Consider the following 22,799-nt stretch of genomic DNA (forward strand, 5'->3'; position numbering starts at 1 on the left):
GACAGATACGTTTTGTGTCCAAGTTGTGTATCCTTTAAAACATTACCGCCGCTGGCGGTGTCTACCCCGCCTATTCCGTCGACGCGCCTTCCTCTCTTCGCCTTCTCCGGTTTCGCCGGTGAGATCGCTCACTCCAACCAGCGCTACGTGAGGTCGGTTGTGCATCCAGAAAATGAGCCCAATGCCGACAATGAACGCCGCGATACTGAAAAATTGTGCTGCGGTCATCCACCCAAGTACGCGCGGTGTGATCCGCCAGAACTCGGCAATAAACCGCTCCACCCCCAACGCGACAAGACTCGCACCGAACAAAACACCAGGTGTCTCCTCAAGTCTACGGCGTTGCGACCAGAGAATACCGAAAAATGCGAATGACATTAGGGTCTCGTATATAGGGGTTGGATGGACAGGAACATCGGTTGGGACAGTGCCGTTAGGGAACGCCATCGCCCACGGTAGATCTGACGGGGGTCCATAGTCACCATCACCAGCGAGGAGACATCCGATCCGACCAATGCCGTATCCAAGAATGACTGTCGGACCGACAATGTCGATTGTAGGTAGGAATGGATTCGGAGAGCGGAGGACGACGATAATAACGGCGAGACATCCACCGATGAAACCGCCATACCAGACTAATCCACTCGTTGAGAAGAGTTCGTGAAAAGTGATTTGACCGTCGAGTAATGCAGAATAGAGTTTCGCGCCGACAATGCCGCCGATTGCTGCAGCCATGACGATCGTCGAAGCGAGTTCTGGGACAAAACCCCTTCGCTTCAAATCGGATTGTATAACAAAGACGACAGTAATAAACGCCGTAGCTAACATCAACCCGTAAGAATGGATACCCACGGGACCGAAATCAATGATCGTTGGATACATTAATATTTATTCTCCGAGGTAAGCCTGTCGCACGCGTTCGTCGGCTAACAGGTCGGCAGAGGTGCCTTCAATTGTAATTTCACCGGTTTCCATAACGTAGCCTCTATCGGTTACTTGCAGTGCGATTTGTGCGTTCTGCTCGACGAGGAGGATAGTTGTGCCATCGGCGTTAATCTGCTGGATGATCTCGAAAATCTGTTTTACGATCAGAGGTGCAAGTCCTAAGGAGGGTTCGTCTAATAAGAGAAGTTTCGGTCTGGACATCAGGGCGCGTCCGATTGCCAGCATCTGTTGTTCGCCACCGCTGAGACTGCCCCCCCGCTGTTTCTGCCGGTTCTGTAGGACGGGAAAAAACTGAAAGATTCTGTCTAAATCATCTTTGATGGCACTTTTGTCGCTCCTTGAATAGGCACCGAGTTCGAGGTTTTCAAGGACACTCATATCCGGAAAGATGAGTCGTCCCTCTGGGACCTGTGAGATACCGAGGATGACGCGTTCTTCTGCGGATGTTGTTGTGATGTCGTTACCATCAAAGTGTACACTGCCTTCAACGGGGGTATGTATCCCGGATGTCGTCATGAGCGTTGTCGATTTTCCGGCACCGTTGGCACCGATCAAACAGACCATCTCGTTCTCATTGATAGCGATAGAGATGCCTCGAACGGCGCGTATGTTTCCGTAATAGGTATGAATATTTTGAAGTTCAAGCATCGTCAGAAGTCCCCAAATATGCCTCAATGACGCGTTGGTCGTTCTGTACGTCCGTAGGTATCCCCTCGCTGATTTTTTCCCCATGGTCTAATACGGTAACCCAATCGGAGATTTGCATCACCAACTTTACGTCGTGTTCAATGAGAAGCACGGTGATTCCCTGCTCTCGTATGGCGTAGATCAGGTCAATAAGTTCTTGCGTCTCTTGAGGATTCATTCCAGCGGCGGGTTCATCAAGGAGCAGGAGTTTCGGTTCAGTTGCTAAAGCTCTGGCGATTTCAACGCGGCGTTGGTCGCCGTAGGAAAGGTTTCCTGCTGTGTGGTCGCTGATGTCGTCTAACCCGACAAATTCAAGCATATCACGTGCGCGTGCGGTGATCTCCTCTTCCTCACTTTTCTGCCGATTTGTGCGGAAGACTGCGCCGACAAACGTGCTGATCGTGCGGGGATGCCTTCCGATTTTAACATTATCAAGAACTGTGAGTTCTGCGAAGAGTCGTATGTTCTGAAAGGTCCTGCCAATGCCGAGTTTTGTAACTTGGTCTGGACGGAGATCTGTAATGGCTTCTCCTAAGAAATCAACGGTGCCAAATGTTGGTTTATCCAAACCCGTAACACAGTTGAAGAGTGTCGTTTTTCCTGCACCGTTCGGTCCAATTAAGCTGAAGATTTGTCCGGGGTGTACAGCCATTGTCACTTCGGACAACGCGATGACCCCACCATAATGTCGACTGAGTCCATTTGTTGAGAGCAAGCGTATGGAGGTATTTTGCATTTTTCTCCCCTCGTTTCGATTGTCTACACTTTAAAGTATACCTTTAACTGAAAGGAGATGTCAATTTGTTTTTCGGGCTTATTCCTGTAGGAGCAGCACAACACAGATTTGACATCCATCCTTATACTATGTTATACTTTACTTATATATTAAGGTATAGAGGAAAGACTTTATCGAACTGTAAATGGATATGACGCATTCAAAAAAGAACACCACTCTTGAATATTGGTTGGCACTTGCCTCCGTTGAGGGACTCGGTAGCGTGCGGATTAGACGGCTGATAGCACGCTTCGGTAGTGTGCAGGCAATTTTTGAAGCGGAACTCCCCGAAATTGCGCGATTGCCTTCCTTCAACCCTGTTCTCGCATCTCGGATACTCACAGTATCCGGGAACTTTCCGACCTTTCGTGAGAGACTCGATGCTCTCGAAAATCAGGATGTCAGGGTAATGTGCCTTGAAGATCCAGACTATCCAGCCCCTCTCAAAAATCTGCCCGACGCTCCGGGAATCCTCTGTAGGGTCGGGACGTTAACAGGCATCGGTGATCGATGTGTTTCGATTGTGGGGAGTCAGAAACCGAGCATAGAAGGAATTGAACTGACGCTTTCGCTGGCGACACAACTCGCGCTTGCCGGATTCACGGTTGTCAGTGGATTAGCAACGGGTATTGATACGTATGCCCACTCGGGTGCGCTCGCGGGTATGGGAAAGACGATTGGCGTTGTCGGAACGGATCTGTCTTCTATCTATCCCGGACGGAACAATCCACTCGCAATGAAAATTTATGAGCATGGTTGTCTGTTTTCAGAGCATCCATTCCCGACTGCCCCGTCACCGGGCAACCTTGTGCAGAGAAACCGTATTATCAGCGGTCTTTCTATAGCAACCATTGTAATTGAAGCGCGAAAGACTGGGGGTGCGATGCATACAGCACGGTATGCGCAGCGTCAGGACAGATCGGTTCTGGCATGTCGCTGGGATACAGGGCACACGCAACGGGAAGGACCTCAAGAGTTGATAGGGACAGGCGCGTTTCCTTTCGCACCGACCGAAGTTGACAAGGTGATTGATGTGCTAACGCATCCAGAACGGCTTGAAACGTATGTGAGTGGAACAATCAGCGAACAGATGGGATTGTTTGAAGAGTAGCACTCAGAAGTTGGGAACTGGAGTTCCTTGAAGAAAAAATTGCTTTTTTTTTCAATGTGTGATATACTATATAATGTCCTTAAACTTGATGATGTGAGTACATGTATCAATTTTTTCTTGACACCGTTAAAATTTATGGTAAATTTACGTAAAAATGAAGTTTTCTCTTGACAAAAGAGACTAATTTTCATATAATTTTGGGAAAATCCGTAATTTACCTTTACAAAGTTTGCAATTTTTGCTAAACTTTAAGGTACTCGTTTAGATATTGACTTTCGGGCGAGGGGTGCAACAATCCAATGGTGTTTTACTCTGTTAACTGCCCTCGCGGAATTCTGTTCTCAACGTGTCGGTTTGTTCTTTACGCACCGCGAAGAGGACAACAAACGAAATAGCCTTACGTTACTTGACTTAACGAGAATATGATCATAGGTTTTGAAGCGTTGCTGAATTGTACAAGCAGCAGCACTATAGAAACCGACTTTCCCCGATGCTTTCGCGAGCGTCTATGGGAAAGGACCGAAAGTTGTTAGGACACCCTATCCGAAGGGTGTATTTTGATAAACTTTACAATTTAAGGAGTTAACTCTAATGACAAAATTGTTTAGAACCTTCGCTTTATTGCTGGCAGGCTTGTTCGCCCTTTCGCTGATAGTCGGCTGCGGTGGCGATGATGATGGTGACGGTGAAGCAGCTGCACCAGCCAACTTCGTAAGTGCTGCCCCGCCGGGCGGTGAGATTGCCGCGAATGGAAGTATTACAGTTACCTTTGACAACGCCCCCGCTGATGTCACGGTAAGTGCCGGTACTGTCACAGTTGCCGGTAAAACAGCGACTATCGCGGGTCCTTTCACCCCTGGTCCGCTCGCGTTGACGATCACTTGGGCTGATGGAACGCAAGCACTGAACTATACGGTCACCGCACCGGATACCGATCCACCGGCAGTCACGGGTGGCACCGTCTCAGATGGTGATAAAGATGTCGATCCCGAAGCTATCAACACCGCCGCAGCGATTGAAATCGAGTTCAGTGAAGACGTTTCTGGTAACGTCGCACTTCAGACCGAAGGCGGCGATGATGTCGGTTGGCTTGGTAAAGTCGAAGGCAACAAAGCGACGCTCGAGCTTGTCAAAGGTAAAGAGATTGGCAACGAGACGACTTATGTTATCGCAGGTAAAGTCTCAGACGCTGCTGGCAACTCTACTGATGTCAGTGTAACCTTTGTAACCAAGGGTAAAGAGTAAAATTGAGGCTATTTCGACAAAGAGGGCGGCGTATTTTCAATACGTTGCCCTTTTTTAATGACTGACTGCCAATTATTTTTTGTTTACACAATTTTTGGAGTCATGCTATAATAAAATCGTAGAAGGGACTTCTGATAACTAACAACCATTTTTTTTGAACGGTTTTCAAAAAGGCGTTGTCTAACCCATTAATCCGTTAGAAACCTGAAGGAGAAAGTTCGGTGGAAAGAACTGAAGCCTTGCTCATTGCCGATCTTTGTGAAGGTGACGAGACAGCATTGGCACCGTTGGTGGAAAAATATAAGCGGACGGTCTACCGTCTCGCGATGCAGATCACCAAGAACCACGCGGATGCCGATGATGTTATGCAAGAGACCTTTATTAAGGTGTACCGCTCAATTCGGACGTTTCGGAAGGATGCAGCCTTTGAGACGTGGCTCTACCGAATAACGGTCAATGAAGCACTGAACTTTGTCAAACGTAGAGAGCGGCAGCGAGTGTCTACACTTGAGACGGCATCGGAATCGGAATATGAGGCGGTCACGCGATACCGCGCCCAGGTCGCCAATGATCCGCATGCCCATGCTGAAAAGGCTGAATTGCGACATCACGTCACAAAGGCAGTCAATAGTCTCTCACTGAAGCATCGGACAGTTGTTATTCTTCATGAATTTGAAGGGTTAACGCACGCGGAGATCGCTGCAATCCTCAATTGCTCCGAAGGCACAGTCCGCTCCCGCTTGCATTATGCGCGCAAAAAGCTCCGAACCTTGCTCAAACCTTACGTAGATGCGAGTAATGTTTAGGTTTCCTTAAAACCAAACCGGTAGCCTGCAACAATACGCAGAAATACCCTATCAAAAACACGCAGGCGGATCTAAGGAACGCCTCTGATAGTTCTAACGGACGTTATTTCTCCGCAAGGTAAAATTAAAAAATAGACGTGTGGAACACACTCTCTCGAGGAGAATATCAATGAGATTGAAGTGTGAAAAAATAGGACGCCTTTTATCCGACTATATAGATGGAACGCTTTCCGAACGGCAGAACAGCAAAGTCGCATTGCATCTCCGCTCTTGCGGATTGTGCAAACGAGAAGTCGTAGCCCTGAAGAAAACGAACCACCTCCTCGAAAACTTTTACGTTGAACCGGAGGCATCCGATGCCTATTACGCCCGGTTTACAACGCAACTCCAGCATCGTATTGAACAGAGCGCGCCAACTGCCCTCCATCAACGTATCTTCGCAGTTGCTACGCGTTTGGGGTGGCATCTACTTACCCAGTTTCATCGTGGTATTGATCATTCGCGTTTAGGCGGGCTTTTCTCCATAAGGCAACACGTTTTTCCGTATTACATATTCGGGTTAACACTGACGATGTTAGTTGTTGCGTCGCTTCTGCTTATCCAAGTATCAACACACGATGATGGTAGTCATGTGCTTAGTCGCCTATATGCAGCGACGAAAATTCGGTTCTTCTCTGTCGATTCACCTATCTCCGTTCAACCTACCGCAGCACTTGCTATCAAACAGGATACGACTGGTACTCAACCGACTGGCATTCGTCGCAATGTCAGTAGTGGGCGTCCGACAGAACCCCCTGCTATTGATTCAGGTTCTGATGTCTGGGTATTCACCGATGAACCGATGACAGAAGGATACATCTTCACTACACTTCAAGAAGATGATTCTGATACAATACCGAGTGTCGCGTTAGACATTGACTCGGAATTACTCGCTTATGCCGAAATTCCGGCGCAGGGTGCGTTCTGGGCACGTCTCACGGGTCGCGATGTATTAACTGAAAGTAGGTATGCCCTGCTCTTATTGCAGGGTATGGATGAACAGCATGCACTCCAACAATACGAACGGAAGTGGAATGGATCCAAAGGTTTTTCACAGAAATTGTTGGATGTGCCGTTGGAAACATTGTCTATTTCAGAAGTCTACGATTCCAGAGAGTTGTAGATAGGCGTTATTATAGTATAGTTTAAAGTCGATAATTAAATATCTTATCGAAAGCGTTTGAAGTTAGTTTAGTATTTAATCTCGTGGGCGCGTTCCGAGCGTGCACGATGTAAACAAGGAGAATACGAATGAACCCAAGGATTTTGGGCATTATTGGTGGTCTCGCCTTAATAGTTGCACTCCTTTCACCTTTTATGATGGGTAGTTCCAAAAAGGTGGAGCAACTCTTCCAATCCGCTGAAGACCTATATGGACAGGCAGATTATGAAGGCGCAATTGGAAAGTATACCGAGGCACTCGAAGAATCAACAAAGCGGGGTGTGAAAACCGAAGTCATTGACAAGGATTTCCCCACCCTCGCCAATTATAAGATCGCGGTTAGCTACTCGCGTCTCGCTGAACAATCAGGCGATGTAAATCACTACGACACTGCGATCGAATACATTGAAAAGGTTGCTCCGACGGCAACCATTCCCAAACATCAAGAGGGGTTAACCTACCTCTGGGGACACATCCTCTATCGGACAGAGCAATTTGAATTGGCGGAACCGAAGTTCACACAGCTCATTGAGAACTTCCCGAACAGCCTTTTCGTCGAAAACGCTTGGTACGCTATCGGGCAGTTGAACTATAAACTGCAGAACTACGAGGACTCCCGACAGGCATTTAAAGCGGTTCTTGATGGTTTCCCAAACTCCGATTTTAAAGATGATGCACAGCACCTGATCGCGCAATCGTTCCTCAATGAATCCAACTACGAGCAAGCGTATCAGGAATTCGATAAAATCGCTACAGAGGAATTCAAGAACTACCCGGATCTGCAAGCCGAAGCGATGTATAAAGCGGCTTATAGCTTGAACCAACTCGGTAGAGATGATGAATCGATCGGTCGGTATACGAACTTCATCACGCAGTTCCCGGAAAGCCAATATGTCACGGCGGCATACTTCGATCAAGGTGCGATTTACGCTCGTCAGAAGGACTATGACAACGCGCGTGTGAACTACGAGTTGGCACTGCAAAACACTGCAGATCGCACACTTCAATCGGAAATTCAGTCTGCCATCGGACGTACCTATTTCGATCAAGGAGACTATGAAAACGCCATTGTTTCCTATCAGACCCTCCTTGAAGAATACCCGGAGAGCGACTTCATCGCGGAAGCGAAACTTGGTATTGCCGATAGCCATTTCCGCTTAGAGAATTGGAGTGAGGCAACCTCAGCGTATCAACGTGTTATTAATGAACACGAAGAAGCCACCGATTTTATTCCCTACTGCTCCTATCAGATTGGGGAAGCTTACTACAAACTCGGCAGCGATCAAGTAAAGGCTGGGGACGCTGAAACCGGAATGGGAACGCTTGAACTCGCGCTCCAATGGTATCAAAAAACGGTTGACGACTATCCGCAGGATCCAGTTGCTCCGCACGCGCTCTACGGCGCAATTTGGGCACTCAACGATCTCGGACGCAAAGATGAGTTGGAAACAATCGCCCGCGAGTTTATCGAGAAGAACAAAAACGATAACGAGTTCGATATCCTCGCAGCTGAGGTTCAACTCCGTTTCGCCGACATCAAACGGACTGAATTTAAACAGTACATTGAAGCAGCGGAAGAATATGCGAAATTGTGGGATTACCGTCCCCTACCGAAGTTCCATCTCGTCAAGTTGATGGGTAAATTCTTTGAAGGACGTTCCTACTACGAAGCTGCCAAACCCGAAGGTTATCAGGAAGGCGATGCAGACGCGAACTTCAACGCGGATTACCTTGGGAAGTCTGTTTCGGCGTATCAGGAAGCGATCGCCATGTTTACTGACGATGCCTTCCTCCCAGGGGTCGCCGAGGAACGTTACGATGACTTCAGTGAGCGTATTGCTCAAGTGGAAGCGTGTATCATGAACGAAGCACTTTCTCATGAAATGCTTGGTGACTGGACGCAAGCACGCGACCGTTACGCATCTATTCCTGAAACGAGTGAATACTACGAACGCGCACTCCTTCTCGTTGCAAACAGTCATGTCAAGGAAGGCGATAAAGAGGGTGCGATTAGTTACTACAACAGTATTTTAGACAAGCTTGCCGATGCTGACAACCGTTCGTTGGCAGAGATTAAACTCGCTGACCTGCTTCGTGCAGAGGAACGGTTTGAAGAAGCCGCCGTTCAGTATCAAGCTGTGGTTGATGGGAATCCGACTGGTGAATACGCAGACGATGCGCTCTACCTCGTCGGACTTTGCTATTACCAAGCCGCTTCTGAAAATCCGGCACTCTTGGAATCCTCCGAAGCGGCGTTCAAACGGGTAATCGCCGACTATGCCGATAGTCCCAACGCTGTTGAAGCGTATTACGGCTTGGCACTCGCCTATCGCGATGCGGCACAGAAACAGGACGATACGGAAAAATGGCCCCTCATCCTGCAACTCGCCGACGAAGCAAACGATAAATATGCATCCAGTGACAATGAGCTCGTTCTCAAGACACTCGGACATATCGACTTGATTAAAGCCACTGCTATTGAAAACACCGGTGAAGAGGTCGATGTCGATGCGCTCGTGGCTTCGCTGAAGCGAATTGTTGATAACACAGGTGCGCCAGAAGAAGCTCGCAGCCGTTCGCAACTGAAGATCGGGCATACTTACTATAGTGCGAAACGCTATGATGAAGCACTGGCGGAATATCTCCTCTTTGTGCAAACTTTCCCGAATAGTGAACTCGCACCGAACGCGCAGTATCAAGCAGCAGTCTGTCATTATCAGATCGCGCAATCTGCGACGGATGCAGGTAGCAAGCAGTTGAGCCTGCAGAACGCTGTAAGTGCGGCGGAAAAAGTATCAACGCTGACAGAGGATGCGAACAACCTCATCAGTGCTAACTACACTGCGGGTTTAGCGTTGCTCGGCCTTGAGGACAACAAAGGTGCTGCAGACGCATTCAAAGCGGTTACAGCATTAGAAGGACAGACCGAAGACGAGGCGCGCAAGTCGCTTATTTTCCAAGCACACTCCCGGCTTGCTGAACTCAACGGAACTCTCGGCGACCACGCCGGATCGGTGCAAGAGTATCAATACATTATTGAGAACACCGAAGAGGCAGACATGAAGGGACGTTCCTACTTCGCAATGGCATTTGCACAAGAGGAGCAACTGAAAACTTATCAGGACGCATTGATGAGTTACCAGAACGCCATTGAGTTAGTAGAAGACGATCTCGTTAAAGCGCAATCCTACTATCGGATTGGTCTGATTTACCAAGACCAGTTGAAACAACCGTCTAAGGCGTTGGAAACCTTCCAAACCCTTATCGGAGAATATAGCGGTTCAGCCAACACAAATGTCGCCTCAATGGTAGCAGACGCTGGCATTCGTCGTTCAACCCTCTACGTTGAATTGGGACGCTTAGATGAAGCAATCACCGAAGCGGTTGAAGCCCTTGATCGGACGAAAGGGAACCCGAACGCGAGTGTGGCAGAGAAAGCCGCTGCGCAATATAACCTCGGTTTCCTCTACTCCGACAAAGCGCGTTCCCTCTTCTCCACAGAGGCAGGCACAGACCTGAAACCCTACATTGACGCGAGTCGCAACGCCGCAGGGGCATTCTTCGAAGTCGCTTCGATCGCAGCACCGGTTGAAAAGGCGGACAAACAGACGGTCATCCCGTATGTTCAGAATTCACTGTTCCAATCCGGTCAGATTTACTATTCTGTCGGTATTGGCGTGAAACTTCCGCAAGACCTCGTCAGTGCGCTGAGCCCGCTCACGACGTTCGTGAGTTACGTCGATAAGGGACTCTTCCCGAAATCGGATGCACTCCGTAAGAACACGGAAACCGCACTGAACTATACAGCCGCTTCGAACTTTGAACTCGGACGGATGCAAGTAGGCATGGACGGAGAGATGTCTGAAAAAGCGGTCAGTTACTTCACTGCCGCTGGTGATGTCTTCCGTGATATGGTGCGTCGTTATCCGAGTGCTAACGATGCTGCTTTCTGGCAGTATCACGTCGGCGAATCCTACTACGCCGCGCAACAGTTTGAGAAAGCGATTACCGAATACGAGAAGGTGCGCACTGTGAATAAGACCCACAAGAGTGCTGCTGAATCGTTGTATGCTATCTCAACATGTGCGCAACTTCTCAGTGAAGCCGCTGAAAAGGCGGGCGATGAGGATGCAAAACAGCGCTGGTATGATCGACTCTTTGAGGCGAACGAAGTTCTCGCCGCTGAGTATCCGAACAGTCAGTACACTGCTGATGCGCTTATTAATATTGGCAACAAGTACTACAACGCAGGCTCCGAAACTGAGCTGGAGCAAGCGGAACGGATCCGTCTCTATCAGATGGCGATAGAAAACTATCAGAAAGCGATCAATACGCCCGGTATCGGTGGGGAGTCAAAATCGACTGCCCAAGGCTATCTCAACGACACTGCGAACGCGCTTGCTTTCTACGAGTATGAAGTCGCAACGGATCTGCTGAATGAATCGAAACTCGCGAGGGGTGAAGAGCAGAAACCTGCTGTCGAAGCCGCCATTGCTGAGTATCAGAAGATCATTGAAGCATATCCGGGAACCAAGTATGCAGACCTCGGTCTCGTGCAGATTGGTGAGGCATACATGGTGTTAGCCGATAGCGACGATGCGTATTTCAACGATGCGTTGGATTACTTCAACCGTTTATGGGCAAAATATGAAACAACGCCGCCTGTAGACACAAAGGTCAACCAGGCACTCACCTATGCAATCAGCCAAGTCCAGACGATTATAAGCTACATGCAGTCGAATAATCTGGAAATTCGTGGTGGTGCTGGTGCCGGTGCTGGTGGCGGTGGTGGTGGTGAGTAATCACTACATCCTGTTCCTATAGCCTTGCTCGCCTGAGCGGGGCTTCCCTGAAAGGAGGGTGCGGCATAGCACCCTCCCCTTTTTATGACTTATTCCCCTAATTCTGAGAAATTGCGATTTAGACGATGTCTAAGGAGCCTGCGAAAACAGTGTATGATGAATTAATAGTGTCACCGCGCGTGCTGCTCGGTCCGGGACCGAGTGAAGCCAATGCGCGGGTTCTTAAAGCGATGACAACCCCGATGTTGGGGTATTTAGATACCGAATTTGTCCAGGTGATGGATGACACGGTTGGCTTACTCCGCCGAGTCTTTGGCACTGAAAATAGGCTGACGCTCCCGGTCTCCGGCACGGGTACCGCCGGAATGGAAGCAGCGCTTGCTAATGTTGTTGAACCCGGTGATGGTGTCGTTGTTGGTGTCAAAGGGTATTTCGGCGAGCGAATAGCCGATATCGCCGCTCGGTGCGGCGGCGTGGTGACAAGGGTAGAAGCGGAATGGGGTACACATATCCCTGCCGAAAAAATCGCTGAAGCGGTTGCGAAAGTGTCTACCCCAAAACTGGTTGCGTTGGTACACGGGGAGACCTCTACCGGTATCCTGCAACCCCTGAAAGATGCCGTTGAGATTGCTCACCAAAGCGGTGCCCTTTTCCTCGCAGACTGTGTGACCAGTCTCGGAGGACAACCTGTAGATATAGATGCTCTCGGTATTGACATTGCGTATAGTTGTACCCAAAAATGTCTCGCCGGTCCGCCCGGACTCTCACCTATCAGTTTTAGTGATCGTGCCGTTGAGGTCATTCGGAACCGAAAAACATCTATCCAGAGTTTCTATCTCGATATGACGCTCCTCGAAAACTATTGGCACGGCGAGCAGCGGAGTTATCATCACACTGTTTCGATATCCCTTATCTATGCCTTGCGGGAAGCATTGCGTGTTGTCTTGGAAGAGGGGTTGGATGCCCGCTACAAACGGCATGTGCACAATGCCCGCGCACTTCTCGCGGGGGCAAAAGCGATCGGTCTGCAACCTGCAGCCGAAGAGGGCTACCGCGCCCCAATGCTCACTACCTTAAGCATTCCTGACGGTATTGACGATGTGACGATTCGGAAACGCCTCATCTCGGACTACGGCATAGAAATCGGTGCGGGCTTGGGTGTCTTTGCTGGAAAGGCGTGGCGAATTGGGCTGATGGGTGAATCTTCAAACGAACGGAATGTTATGCTCGTCCTGAGTGCGTTAGAGAAACTTCTCATTGAGTCGGGACATAACGTGGAGCGTGGTGTAGCTGTTCACGCCGCTGCACAAGTCTATTCGGGATAACTATTCCCATTCAATCGTGCTGGGTGGTTTTGAACTAATATCGTAGACGACACGGTTGATGCCCTGCACTTCATTGATGATACGGTTGGAGATTTTGGCGAGCACATCGGTCGGTATGCGCGCCCAGTCCGCCGTCATTGCATCACTACTCGTGACGGCGCGGAGTGCGACTGTGTTTTCATACGTCCGCGCGTCGCCCATCACGCCAACACTTTTGACGGGCAAAAGAACAACCAAAGCCTGCCAAATGTCGTCGTACAACCCCGCTTTCTTGATTTCAGCGATAAAGATAGCATCTGCTGAACGGAGCACTTCTAAACGTTCGTGCGTAACCTCGCCCAGAATGCGGACAGCAAGTCCTGGTCCAGGAAATGGGTGTCGCCCAAGGACCTGCGCTGGCACGTTTAGTTCTGCTCCAACCGCCCGCACCTCGTCCTTGAAAAGCTCCCTGAAAGGTTCAAGCAGTTCAAACGGCATGTCGGATGGAAGCCCGCCGACATTATGGTGGGTTTTAATTGTAGCGGACGGTCCCTTCACAGAGATACTCTCTATAACGTCGGGATAGAGAGTACCTTGCGCGAGAAATCGGAAGCGGTGTCCTAATTCTTGCACCGTTGCTTTGAAAGTTTCGATGAACTGTGCCCCAATCACCTTTCGCTTCTTTTCTGGATCCGTCACTCCCGCCAAACCGTTAAGAAACGGCTCCACCGCGTCAACAATGACGAGAGGAATTCCGAGTTGCTCACAGGTTTTGAGCACTTCAGCGGCTTCGTTTTTCCGGAGGAGACCATTGTCAACAAATACGGGTACAAGTGCGTCTCCAATCGCCTGATGTAAAAGCGTCGCCAGCACCATTGAATCAATACCTCCGCTAACAGCACATAGGACGCGTTCATTTCCGACTCGCTCCTGTATTTGTGTTGTGGCACGGGCGATGAAGGCACGCATTGTCCAAGCGTTACGACATCCACAGATGCGCCGCGTGAAATTCCCCAAAATCTGATCGGCATCCTCGGTATGTTCAACCTCAGGATGGAATTGCAATCCGTAAAACGCGCGTGCGGGATCCGCCATAGCAGCGATGGGAGCGTTCTGTGTTTGTGCGATTGTCTGGAATCCAACGGGAGGTGCCTCAATACGATCACCGTGGCTCATCCAAGCAGAAAACCGTGAGGAAAGTCCTGCGAAGAGTGGATCGGTGGCGTCAAGCACCTGGAGGGGTGCGTGCCCGTATTCTCGTTGTGTCGCTGGATGGACCTTTCCACCTGCCAACAGGGCCGCCATGAGTTGCATACCATAACAGATACCCAATATGGGGGTTTCCAACTCGAAGAGTTTTGGATCAATTTTTGGGGCATCAGCCTCGTAGACGCTTGCGGGTCCGCCGCTGAGAATAATTCCCTTTGGGGCAATGGCTTCTATCTGCGAAAGAGGTAGCGTGTGTGGATAAATTTCGCAGTAGATGTTTTGCTCACGGATGCGTCGGGCAATAAGCTGCGTGTACTGCGACCCGAAATCCAAAATGAGGATAGTCTCTTGCTGTGTGGATGCTGTGTTTGTGTCGTTGGTGTTCGTCATAGACTTGCGACTTTCACTGAAAATAAGGGACGGTTTCGCAATCAATAATGTCCCCTGTCTGCGGCTCGAAAATCGCGCCGTATGCGCCAGGAGGCGCGAAGTCGACATCAGTTGACATAGCCAAACCGGTGTTCGCGTCTTCTAAGTAGTAGCACCCGCAGTGCGGATGTCCCGGCGTATTGATGGACCGCAGATGGTAACAGTGGTTGTGGAACTGAATTGTATTCCCATAAATGATAATATATCTATCTCCAAACAGGCTCATCGCGACCTGATTGACGAGATAAGGGTCTTTGTGTTGCACGAGTTTTTAGTTTGTCTTGACAATTATATCAATTCTACGGTTCTGTTCCTCTTTGTTGGGACCGGCTTCGATAAGAGGCGCGGTTTCTCCCAAGCCTACAGCGGTGAGGCGTTCTGGGTTGACGCGTTCTTCAACGAGGGACCTCTTGATTGCGTCTGCACGCCCCATACTTACATTTCGATTGACGTTCGCATTTCCCAAGGCACTTGTGTGTACCTCGATTCGAATCGGATAACTGCTGAAACTATCCCGACGTAAGACTTTTGCGAGTTGCTCAAACGTCGCGAAAAATTCTCTTTGAAGTTGGATGCTGCCGTGGGCAAACACGTTTCCTCTGATACGGATGAGGACACTATCGCTCTGCTCTATAACGGTAGCTTTAGGGATTCGCTTTGCTGCGTTTAGTAAATCTGACTTCGCCGATGTTATTCGTTGTGCGTTTGCAACGGCGCGTTCCAGATAATCACCGCCCTCCGCGGAAGCTGCGACAGCCGTCTCATATTCCTTGTCTGCTAATGCGGTTTTTGCCTTTGTATACGCCGTATTGGCAAGTTCATAGAGTCGTGCTTCTAACTGTGGGACCTGTGTCTTTGCTTGTGCTGCGAGATTTCGTTTCAGTACATCAACCGCTTGTTGTGCTCCCGCTGCCCGCCGATCTAACTCTCTCTGTGCGCGTTGTCTAAATTCCGCCGCTTCCGAGATTACGACTGTCTCATCGGCGGTTTGTTGCGCCTGTTGCGCAAATTGTTGTGCTTGCTCGTAGCGATGGGTGGCTAATTCCTGCTTTGCACGTTTCAATTGTGCTGTTGCCTTTTGGAATTGCTCTGTTGCGTGTTGGTTGGCATTGAGATATTGCGCACGCTGAATGATTACTTCCGCCTTCGTGATTGCGATATGCGCGCTTGTCCTCGCTACTGCGTCTTCCTCCTGTTTTTCCTGCGCTAACTGGTAAAGGTTGTCGGCGAGTTTCTGTGCATCCGAGATAGCATCCGCTGCTTCAACGAACGCCTCTTGCTCAATAAGGTTCACTATCGAAGCGATTGATGCTTGGGCACGTTCGTAGCCTGCAGTTGTTTCGATCGCTGGATAGGTGTATTGTGAAACACTAACGAGTGATTCTACACTTGTGAGCGACAGGCGAAGTTCCGTCTGATGTAGCGATGTTTTTAAATGCGCGAGTTCCGTCGAAAGCTGCTCTGTTTGCAGTTGCCCCTTGTCTCGAGCGCTCAACGCACGGGCGAGTTGTTCCTCAAGGATCGCCTCACGGATACGGGCGATTTCGAGTTCGTGCTCGTGTGCCTTTATAATTTGTTGGTATATCTGTTCTCGGAGGGCAACGACTTTTTGTCGAGCGCGATGCTGCCGTGCCTTTGCGCTGGCGATCTGCGCAACCAATTCTGCCTGATACGCAAATTCAGCACTTTGGGGGATGTCTCCCTTTTCTCGCGAGTTCCGAGCGAAATTCAGAAGTTTCACTGCCCGCCCGAATTCCTCTGGCACCAGAGGTTCAGCATCCAATGCGGCTGCATCATTGATCGCCTGCTGCGCGTCTTGGAATTGTGTCGCAAGTATGACTTCATCGATCTCTGGTGCAGGGCATCCAGATACGATAAAGCATGTAACCAAAAGTAGCAATCCGTAATATTTCATCTTTATAGTTGTCAGTTGTCAGTTATCGGTTAAGGTCGCATATCCATCGAGTCGTTCTATAGTTACAACACTTGATTCTCTTAGAATTTCTTTAAGGCTTCAAGTTCAGCTTTCATCGCCTCAAGTCTCTGGAGCACCGCGTCGACGTTCTGCTCGGTAAGCGTGAGCTGCGCTTGTACCTCTTGAACGTTTGCTTCCTCGCGAATTGCGATGGCGATCTCAGTTGCGATTCGCGCGTGAAGATACGAGCGGAGTGCGAGTCGATATGCCTGCTCTACATCACCAGCATCCATTGCGTTTTCAGCCGTGACGAGCATCTCTTGAGCGGTGCGTAATGGGGTATCGGCAGCCTCCTGTGCCCCCATCGCGTTGGCAGAAGTCAGAGCGACCTGAGCATTCTCCATCGTTTCGAGGGCGAGTTGCTGTAATTGTCCACCACACCCGAGGACGACTATCAGCGTTATGAGCCAGATTGCCCGTTTCATTTTTTTAATTTTCCTTGCGGTTAAACACTGTGGGTTTGAACTTTGGGACACCTTTTTTTAATCTGCTCCAAATGTAAATGCAGGAGGCTTTGGAGTAAAAAAGCCTCGCTTGGGGTGGTGCGGACTGCAACACCCTAAGGCGAGGCTTCTGGTCGTTGATTCCTGAGACGGGTAAATCCGCTAAAATTCAGGACGCTCTGTATAGACGCTCACCTTTCGGCGATATTTGTCTTTCCGCTCAAACCATACATATCCATCAATTTTCGAGAAGAGCGTATAGTCTCTTCCGACCCCAACGTTGTTTCCGGGGTGGATGTGCGTTCCACGCTGTCGGGTGAGAATGCTCCCTGCGGTGACATAATTTCCGGAAAATCTTTTGACACCGAGTCGCTTTCCGATACTGTCGCGTCCGTTCCGGGTGCTTCCGCCGCCTTTCTTATGAGCCATCAGATTGTTCCTCCACCGCGCCAATAGCGGTAATTTTCACGCGTGTAAATGATTGACGATGCCCTAACTTACGTTTGTAACCTTTACGGCGTTTCGATTTGAAGACAACCATCTTTTTCCCGCGTGCCTGCTGAACCACTTCAGCTGTAACTGAAGTATTGTCAAGATAAGGCGAGCCGGCTTGTAACTGACCCTCATCGTCAGCGACAGCCAAAACGGACGAGAAGGTGACACTGTCACCGACCGCTGCATCGAGTTTTTCAACATCAATTAGGCTTCCTACCTCCACCCGATGCTGTTTCCCGCCGCTCGCAAAGACTGCATACATTTTTATCACTCCTTTTCAATTCTGATTAAATTATACCCTAAAAACGTATCAATGTCAATTCAGATCTGCAATTCGTTATAACGCATACCTTAAAAGGTGCCTTCGATTGCGTTAATTGAGAAAGACCTCTTCACCTTTTCCGACAAAGATTCGGTAATCTTCGAGGTGTAAGTCGGCATCAGGTTCCAGAATGAGATCTAACTTTAATGACTTCCTGAGTTCCCGCAATTTATTCGACATCTTCGACTTTATATGCAAGACGACATAGTCATTCGCGGTAACCCGTAATTGGGGCTGCCGCGTTTGTTTATGCGCCATCTTTATCGCACGTAGCAACTGAATGACAACGGTTTCAACAGATAGAACAGTGCCGTGTCCATCGCAGTAAGGGCACTTCTCCATCAGTAGGGTAGAGAGGCTTGGACGGGTGCGCTGGCGTGTCATCTCAACGAGCCCTAAATCTGAGAAATGAAGGATATTTGTGCGGGCCCGGTCCTTTCGGAGTGCTTCCTGTAGCATTTTAAAGACACGTTTCCGGTGCGCAGCCTCTTCCATATCAATAAAATCAACGACGATAATCCCACCTAAGTCCCGCAATTGAATTTGGCGGACGACTTCCTCAACAGCCTCAAGGTTAGCACTGAGAATCGTGTTATCTGGGTCAGACTTTCCAACGAATCGACCGGTGTTGACATCAATCGAGACCATGGCTTCAGTCTCTTGGATGATAATATGCCCTCCACATTTGAGCCAAATTTTCTCGCTGAGTGCTTCCTTGAGTGCGCGTTCAACCCCGTAAGCATCAAAGAGTGTCGAATCTTCCCGATAGAGCGAGACGCGCGCTTTCAGATCAGGCATGACAGAGGAGACGTATTCCATCGTCTCCTGATACCCTGCGTCTGAATCGATAAGGAATTGCTTGACCTCCTTCGTGAGCATATCCCGGACGATCCTATTGGTAAAACTGAGATCTCTACTGACGAGACTGGGTGCAGATTTTTTGTCTGCGCGGGTGCATACCTGTTTCCATTGGTCAATAAGGTATCGAATTTCGGCTGCGAACTCGGTTTCGTTCAAACCTTCAGCGGCAGTACGGATGATAAATCCGCCTTCAACGTCGGCTTTTACTGCCTTTGCCATACTACGAAGTCTGTCTCTTTCAGAAGCAGACTCAATGCGTCGCGATACGCCGATATTCGAGGAATTGGGCATGTAGACGACATAACGTCCAGGGAGCGTGATGTTACTGGTAACCCGTGCCCCCTTTGTGCCGATAGGCTCCTTGCCGACCTGAACGAGGAGTTCCTGTTTCTTTGAAATGAGGTCACTTATGAGAAATGGGAACCCGCGTCCACCGCGTGTCTGTTTGGTCTGCTTTCCCTTCAGGTCCAATACTGCGGTGTTTTTGCTGGATTTTCGGTCTCCGTTGCGTTTCCCATTTGCGTCCTCATCTTCGTCAGCATGCTCATATTTGAGGTCAGAAATATGTAGAAAGGCATGCCGTTCCAATCCAATATCAACGAATGCTACTTGCATTCCGGGTAGTACGTTCTCAACGCGTCCTTTGTAGAGATTCCCCAATGTTTGCGTTGCTGCTTTCCGTTCAATGTAAATTTCATTCAGCACTCCCTCCTCAAGTACCGCACAGCGCGTTTCATACTCATCATCAGAAATAAGTATCTCCTTTTCCATTAGTACCTCCTATCGTGCCTTTTTTCAAAAGGCACCTCGGTTAATTGTCGTGTCAAAAATCGGCAGCATTGCAAAAAGCAGCGAGGGCTTCGTAGGGTGTGTCCCACGTTTCGTTGGTGCGCTGCGAAGCGTATACATTTTCAAATAGGACGCTTCAGTCAAATCAGTGAGTGTGCGGTGTACTATCTATTTCATCTGGACTTGCAAGCTGCGCTTTACAGCCGCGGTGTTAGTGTGACGACAGGCGTTATGAGTTCACCCATCGAGATACCGCCGTGCTGGAACCCTCCTTGAAACTGCCGTTTATACTTATAAAAATCGTTCGGATAGACGAAATAATAATCGTCTTTCGCGAGAATGTAGTCCTTGCTTGCATTTTCCGCCGGTAGTCGATACTCCTTTGGATTTCGGAGATACACCGCCTCACGTTCTTCGCATCCCAAGTTAGAGCCGATTTTAAATCGGAGGCTGGTAGTCGTATCACGATTACCGTAAGCGCGGGTTGCCCTGTTACAGAAGACAGAACCATGATCGCTGGTGAGGACTACAGTTGCGTTTTGTGCTGCAATAATGCGTAAAATATCGAAAAATACCGAATGCGAGAACCATGAGCGGGCCAAAGCTCGAAAAGCGGATTCATCAGGCGCGAGCTGTTGTAGGACATCGGATTGTGAGCGCTGATGGGTCAAGATATCAATAAAATTGACGACCAGTGCTGAGAGGCTCACGCGCGTGTTCGCGGCAACCCGTTTTTTGTAGGTGTTGCCCCCTCGAGTATCAAAAATCTTGAAGTACTGGACCCCGGGCTTCAGTTTGATACCCCTGCGCTTGAGATGTGCTTCGAGGAGCTGGCGTTCGTAGCGGTTTGTACTTGTGTCCCCATCAGATTCTTCCTGCCAGTATTGTGGATAGCGTTCGGCAATCTCTATTGGAAACAAGCCGCTGAAGAGGGCATTTCGTGCGTACATTGTCGCACTCGGTAGGATTGAAAAACTATATTGACGTTCGATAGAGAAATAAGGGTACAAAAGTGATTCAACTGCCAACCAATGGTCTAAGCGAAAGCAGTCAACCACAATAAAATAAACAGATTTTCCAGATTGAAGTTGAGGGATAACATGCTGATCGAGAACATTGACCGATAAGGGGGGTGCGTCAGAACTCCCCGCAACCCAATCAGGATAATGTGTTGCGACAAAGTCAGAGAATTCGGTATTGCACTCCTTCTTCTGTGCAAGATGTGTTTCCTCTAATCCTCCCTCGGCTAACTTCTCAGACACCAGATCCCATTGTAATAATTTCACATAGATATTGACCCAGTCTTGCCAATTCGGGGACGAGTCCTTCATTGCTCGAATAGCGTTGAAATCAGTGGTGTAGCGACTCGGAATCTGATCTATGACTATCTGCGGTTGATCAAGGACGCGCTTCAGTGTTGAGACGATCTGGGCTACACCGATCGGTTTTACCAAGAAATCGGTTATCTGCTTGCCGAGAGCGACCTCAACAAATTGCTCATCGCTGGATTGGGTGACAAGGATAACAGGGATTTGTGTATTGATGGTGCGAATTGCATCGAGCGTTGCCATTCCATCTTTACCGGGCATCACCTGGTCAAGTAGGATAGCACTGTACTGCGTATCACCGCGCGCTAAAAGCGCGATGCCGTCTTCGCCATTTGTCACGGGCGTGACTGCGTAGCCTCGGTCGCGTAGCACAAGAATATGCGGTTGCAACGCTTCTATTTCATCATCAATCCATAAGATTTGGTGTGTTTGTGACATACGTAAGTTTTCAAAATCTGCTCAGGTGCGGTCCGGTGCCCAATTAATGAGAGTGAACGTTTTCACCTCGACGGCAGTAGGGAAAATGCACAGGCAATCATTTTGCCTATACCGTCCGTTAATACGGGTTACGCGACTGGCAGTCGAATTTCAAAAGTTGTTCCGTCAGGATTCGTTTTAACCATGCGGATGCTTCCGTGATGGTACTCACGGATGATCCGTTGGACGACTGTTAATCCGAGTCCCCATCCGTGTGCCTTAGTAGACATCCCGGGTTCAAAGATCTTTCGCTGATTTTCGCGGGTAATTCCACTTCCATTGTCCGCATATTGGATAACAATATCGCCGCGTCGTTTATCATGCCTTGGTTCAATCTGGATCCATCCATCTGTCTTGTCCATTGCATCCAACGAATTACGAATTAAGTTTTCAAATACCCAGTGCAGTAATTGCGCGTTTGCGAGTATAGGCGGTATTTTATGCAATTTCAATCGGATTTCAACGCGTCGACTAATATGTGGCAGCCGTTTTTCAAAATATGCTCGGACTTCTTCAAATACTTCATCCATATTCACTTCGGTAAGAGGGGGCTGCGTGCCAATCATACCGAAGCGCGCTGTTGTTTTCTGCAAACGCTCCAGATCGTTCCTCATGCTTTCGGAGAGTTCAACGAGTGTTGGATCCTCTTTCTCCTTACCGCGTTCATGCAGAAGTTCTGTCCACGCCAACAGCGACGAGATAGGTGTTCCGAGTTGATGTGCGGTCTCTTTGGCTAAGCCTCCCCAAATTGCCGAGTGTTCATAAGACTTTATCCGTTGGTAGACGAGGAAACAAACAGTTCCAAATGCTAACAGGACCACCGGTGCAATGAGAGGCACGATTAATCCATAGTATGGCTTACTCTCGTAATAAAAGTAGCCCTTGTGCCATTGGGGCGTCGTTTCAATCACAGAGGATGCTGGTGCATTCTCAATAAAAATTTTCGCTCGTTCCTGTTCCTCCGCAGTTGCCTGATCCGCAGTAATAACATCGCCCCATATCTGCCATTTCTGAGGTGTGCCAGTGGTATCAGTTATCACAAAAGGCAGATGTACCATTTCACTGGGTGCGGCATCGCCGTAGTAAATATACCCCTTTAACTTCCTGTCTTCAAGGAGCATGTGTATTTCACGGGGTAGATGCTTTTTTTTCATGCGCGCTAATGTTGACTGTAGTAAAGCGCGCTCATCTTGTGTTAACGAGATATCCTCACTTTGGTTTACCTTGATATCCAAACTGTCGATCTTTGCGTCTAATTGTAGGTCAACGCCTCGTGTAATTAAGACGTTTTCCTGTGCATCGGTGATGATAAACGAGAATGTGCGCGCTCTGTCCTCAGCGAATGACTTTTTGACGATCGTAATTAATTTCTGTTGCAATCCTCGGTTTTCCACGCCGGGGAGTTCCGCTGCGAGATCAGCGAAAAGGTCTATTTGGGCTTCTATATCCGTGTTCAGTCGAGAAATCTGTTGGGTATAATGGAAGAACCCAAATATCAGTGTGCCTAATCCGACGATGAAGTAAACGAGTATTAAACGGGTGGTCGTATACCCAGGGATAATTCGACGATTCAACCGCAACTTCGTATTCCTCCC

18 protein-coding genes are annotated in these 22,799 nt (G+C 49.0%); 6 read left to right on the forward strand and 12 right to left on the reverse strand.

The window, feature by feature from the left end; translation table 11 throughout:
- Positions 1 to 42: 42 nt before the first annotated feature.
- From F4X88_05210 to F4X88_05220, 3 genes are read right to left on the reverse strand one after another with little or no spacing between them, the layout of a single operon-like run.
- A complete protein-coding gene (locus F4X88_05210; protein ID MYA55672.1) occupies positions 43 to 882 on the reverse strand; it encodes a prolipoprotein diacylglyceryl transferase in 840 nt (279 codons plus the stop codon).
- Between the two features lie 6 nt (positions 883 to 888).
- Positions 889 to 1,593, reverse strand: coding sequence for an ABC transporter ATP-binding protein (locus F4X88_05215; GenBank protein ID MYA55673.1), 705 nt, complete (start codon positions 1,591 to 1,593; stop codon positions 889 to 891).
- On the reverse strand, positions 1,586 to 2,368 hold the full coding sequence (locus F4X88_05220; GenBank protein MYA55674.1) for an ABC transporter ATP-binding protein: 783 nt from the start codon (positions 2,366 to 2,368) through the stop codon (positions 1,586 to 1,588). The genes F4X88_05215 and F4X88_05220 overlap by 8 nt, the downstream gene beginning before the upstream one ends.
- Before the next feature lie 184 nt (positions 2,369 to 2,552).
- Here F4X88_05220 and F4X88_05225 point away from each other — a divergent pair, with 184 nt between their 5' ends.
- From F4X88_05225 to F4X88_05250, 6 genes are all read left to right on the forward strand, one after another.
- Positions 2,553 to 3,518, forward strand: a complete 966-nt coding sequence (locus tag F4X88_05225; GenBank protein MYA55675.1) for a DNA-processing protein DprA — start codon at positions 2,553 to 2,555, stop codon at positions 3,516 to 3,518.
- A gap of 591 nt (positions 3,519 to 4,109) precedes the next feature.
- The gene (locus F4X88_05230; protein MYA55676.1) at positions 4,110 to 4,763 is read left to right on the forward strand and encodes a hypothetical protein; all 654 of its coding nucleotides are present in this window, start codon (positions 4,110 to 4,112) and stop codon (positions 4,761 to 4,763) included.
- A gap of 221 nt (positions 4,764 to 4,984) precedes the next feature.
- Positions 4,985 to 5,569, forward strand: coding sequence for a sigma-70 family RNA polymerase sigma factor (locus F4X88_05235; GenBank protein MYA55677.1), 585 nt, complete (start codon positions 4,985 to 4,987; stop codon positions 5,567 to 5,569).
- A 169-nt stretch (positions 5,570 to 5,738) separates the two neighbouring features.
- Positions 5,739 to 6,731, forward strand: coding sequence for a zf-HC2 domain-containing protein (locus F4X88_05240; protein ID MYA55678.1), 993 nt, complete (start codon positions 5,739 to 5,741; stop codon positions 6,729 to 6,731).
- A 128-nt stretch (positions 6,732 to 6,859) separates the two neighbouring features.
- Complete coding sequence (locus F4X88_05245) at positions 6,860 to 11,572, forward strand: tetratricopeptide repeat protein (GenBank protein MYA55679.1); 4,713 nt, start codon at positions 6,860 to 6,862, stop codon at positions 11,570 to 11,572.
- A gap of 125 nt (positions 11,573 to 11,697) precedes the next feature.
- Positions 11,698 to 12,897: an alanine--glyoxylate aminotransferase family protein gene (locus F4X88_05250; GenBank protein MYA55680.1), complete on the forward strand. Its 1,200-nt coding sequence runs from the start codon at positions 11,698 to 11,700 to the stop codon at positions 12,895 to 12,897.
- On the opposite strand, the gene guaA is transcribed toward F4X88_05250, so the two are convergent.
- The 9 genes from guaA to F4X88_05295 form a co-directional block, all read right to left on the reverse strand.
- Positions 12,898 to 14,475, reverse strand: coding sequence for a glutamine-hydrolyzing GMP synthase (gene guaA / locus F4X88_05255; protein ID MYA55681.1), 1,578 nt, complete (start codon positions 14,473 to 14,475; stop codon positions 12,898 to 12,900).
- A gap of 13 nt (positions 14,476 to 14,488) precedes the next feature.
- Entirely contained in the window at positions 14,489 to 14,779 is a 291-nt protein-coding gene (locus F4X88_05260) for a hypothetical protein (protein MYA55682.1), read from the reverse strand.
- Between the two features lie 6 nt (positions 14,780 to 14,785).
- Complete coding sequence (locus tag F4X88_05265) at positions 14,786 to 16,429, reverse strand: OmpA family protein (GenBank protein ID MYA55683.1); 1,644 nt, start codon at positions 16,427 to 16,429, stop codon at positions 14,786 to 14,788.
- An 80-nt stretch (positions 16,430 to 16,509) separates the two neighbouring features.
- Positions 16,510 to 16,914, reverse strand: a complete 405-nt coding sequence (locus tag F4X88_05270) for a DUF4398 domain-containing protein (protein MYA55684.1) — start codon at positions 16,912 to 16,914, stop codon at positions 16,510 to 16,512.
- Between the two features lie 180 nt (positions 16,915 to 17,094).
- A complete protein-coding gene (locus tag F4X88_05275) occupies positions 17,095 to 17,361 on the reverse strand; it encodes a 50S ribosomal protein L27 (protein ID MYA55685.1) in 267 nt (88 codons plus the stop codon).
- A complete protein-coding gene (gene rplU, locus F4X88_05280; GenBank protein ID MYA55686.1) occupies positions 17,351 to 17,689 on the reverse strand; it encodes a 50S ribosomal protein L21 in 339 nt (112 codons plus the stop codon). The genes F4X88_05275 and rplU overlap by 11 nt, the downstream gene beginning before the upstream one ends.
- Before the next feature lie 111 nt (positions 17,690 to 17,800).
- Complete coding sequence (locus F4X88_05285; protein MYA55687.1) at positions 17,801 to 19,381, reverse strand: Rne/Rng family ribonuclease; 1,581 nt, start codon at positions 19,379 to 19,381, stop codon at positions 17,801 to 17,803.
- A 215-nt stretch (positions 19,382 to 19,596) separates the two neighbouring features.
- On the reverse strand, positions 19,597 to 21,165 hold the full coding sequence (locus tag F4X88_05290) for a bifunctional response regulator/alkaline phosphatase family protein (protein ID MYA55688.1): 1,569 nt from the start codon (positions 21,163 to 21,165) through the stop codon (positions 19,597 to 19,599).
- A gap of 128 nt (positions 21,166 to 21,293) precedes the next feature.
- Complete coding sequence (locus F4X88_05295) at positions 21,294 to 22,778, reverse strand: hypothetical protein (protein ID MYA55689.1); 1,485 nt, start codon at positions 22,776 to 22,778, stop codon at positions 21,294 to 21,296.
- Positions 22,779 to 22,799 lie beyond the last annotated feature (21 nt).

The organism is Candidatus Poribacteria bacterium, from assembly GCA_009839745.1.
Taxonomy (GTDB): domain Bacteria; phylum Poribacteria; class WGA-4E; order WGA-4E; family WGA-3G; genus WGA-3G.

Bases quoted from the DNA above. Each gene is read 5' to 3' on its own strand.
- F4X88_05210 (MYA55672.1), bottom strand. From the start codon at position 882: ATGTATCCAACGATCATTGATTTCGGTCCCGTGGGTATCCATTCTTAC.
- F4X88_05215 (MYA55673.1), bottom strand. From the start codon at position 1,593: ATGCTTGAACTTCAAAATATTCATACCTATTACGGAAACATACGCGCC.
- F4X88_05220 (MYA55674.1), bottom strand. From the start codon at position 2,368: ATGCAAAATACCTCCATACGCTTGCTCTCAACAAATGGACTCAGTCGA.
- F4X88_05225 (MYA55675.1), top strand. From the start codon at position 2,553: ATGGATATGACGCATTCAAAAAAGAACACCACTCTTGAATATTGGTTG.
- F4X88_05230 (MYA55676.1), top strand. From the start codon at position 4,110: ATGACAAAATTGTTTAGAACCTTCGCTTTATTGCTGGCAGGCTTGTTC.
- F4X88_05240 (MYA55678.1), top strand. From the start codon at position 5,739: ATGAGATTGAAGTGTGAAAAAATAGGACGCCTTTTATCCGACTATATA.
- F4X88_05245 (MYA55679.1), top strand. From the start codon at position 6,860: ATGAACCCAAGGATTTTGGGCATTATTGGTGGTCTCGCCTTAATAGTT.
- F4X88_05250 (MYA55680.1), top strand. From the start codon at position 11,698: ATGTCTAAGGAGCCTGCGAAAACAGTGTATGATGAATTAATAGTGTCA.
- guaA (MYA55681.1), bottom strand. From the start codon at position 14,475: ATGACGAACACCAACGACACAAACACAGCATCCACACAGCAAGAGACT.
- F4X88_05265 (MYA55683.1), bottom strand. From the start codon at position 16,429: ATGAAATATTACGGATTGCTACTTTTGGTTACATGCTTTATCGTATCT.
- F4X88_05270 (MYA55684.1), bottom strand. From the start codon at position 16,914: ATGAAACGGGCAATCTGGCTCATAACGCTGATAGTCGTCCTCGGGTGT.
- F4X88_05275 (MYA55685.1), bottom strand. From the start codon at position 17,361: ATGGCTCATAAGAAAGGCGGCGGAAGCACCCGGAACGGACGCGACAGT.
- rplU (MYA55686.1), bottom strand. From the start codon at position 17,689: ATGTATGCAGTCTTTGCGAGCGGCGGGAAACAGCATCGGGTGGAGGTA.
- F4X88_05285 (MYA55687.1), bottom strand. From the start codon at position 19,381: ATGGAAAAGGAGATACTTATTTCTGATGATGAGTATGAAACGCGCTGT.
- F4X88_05290 (MYA55688.1), bottom strand. From the start codon at position 21,165: ATGTCACAAACACACCAAATCTTATGGATTGATGATGAAATAGAAGCG.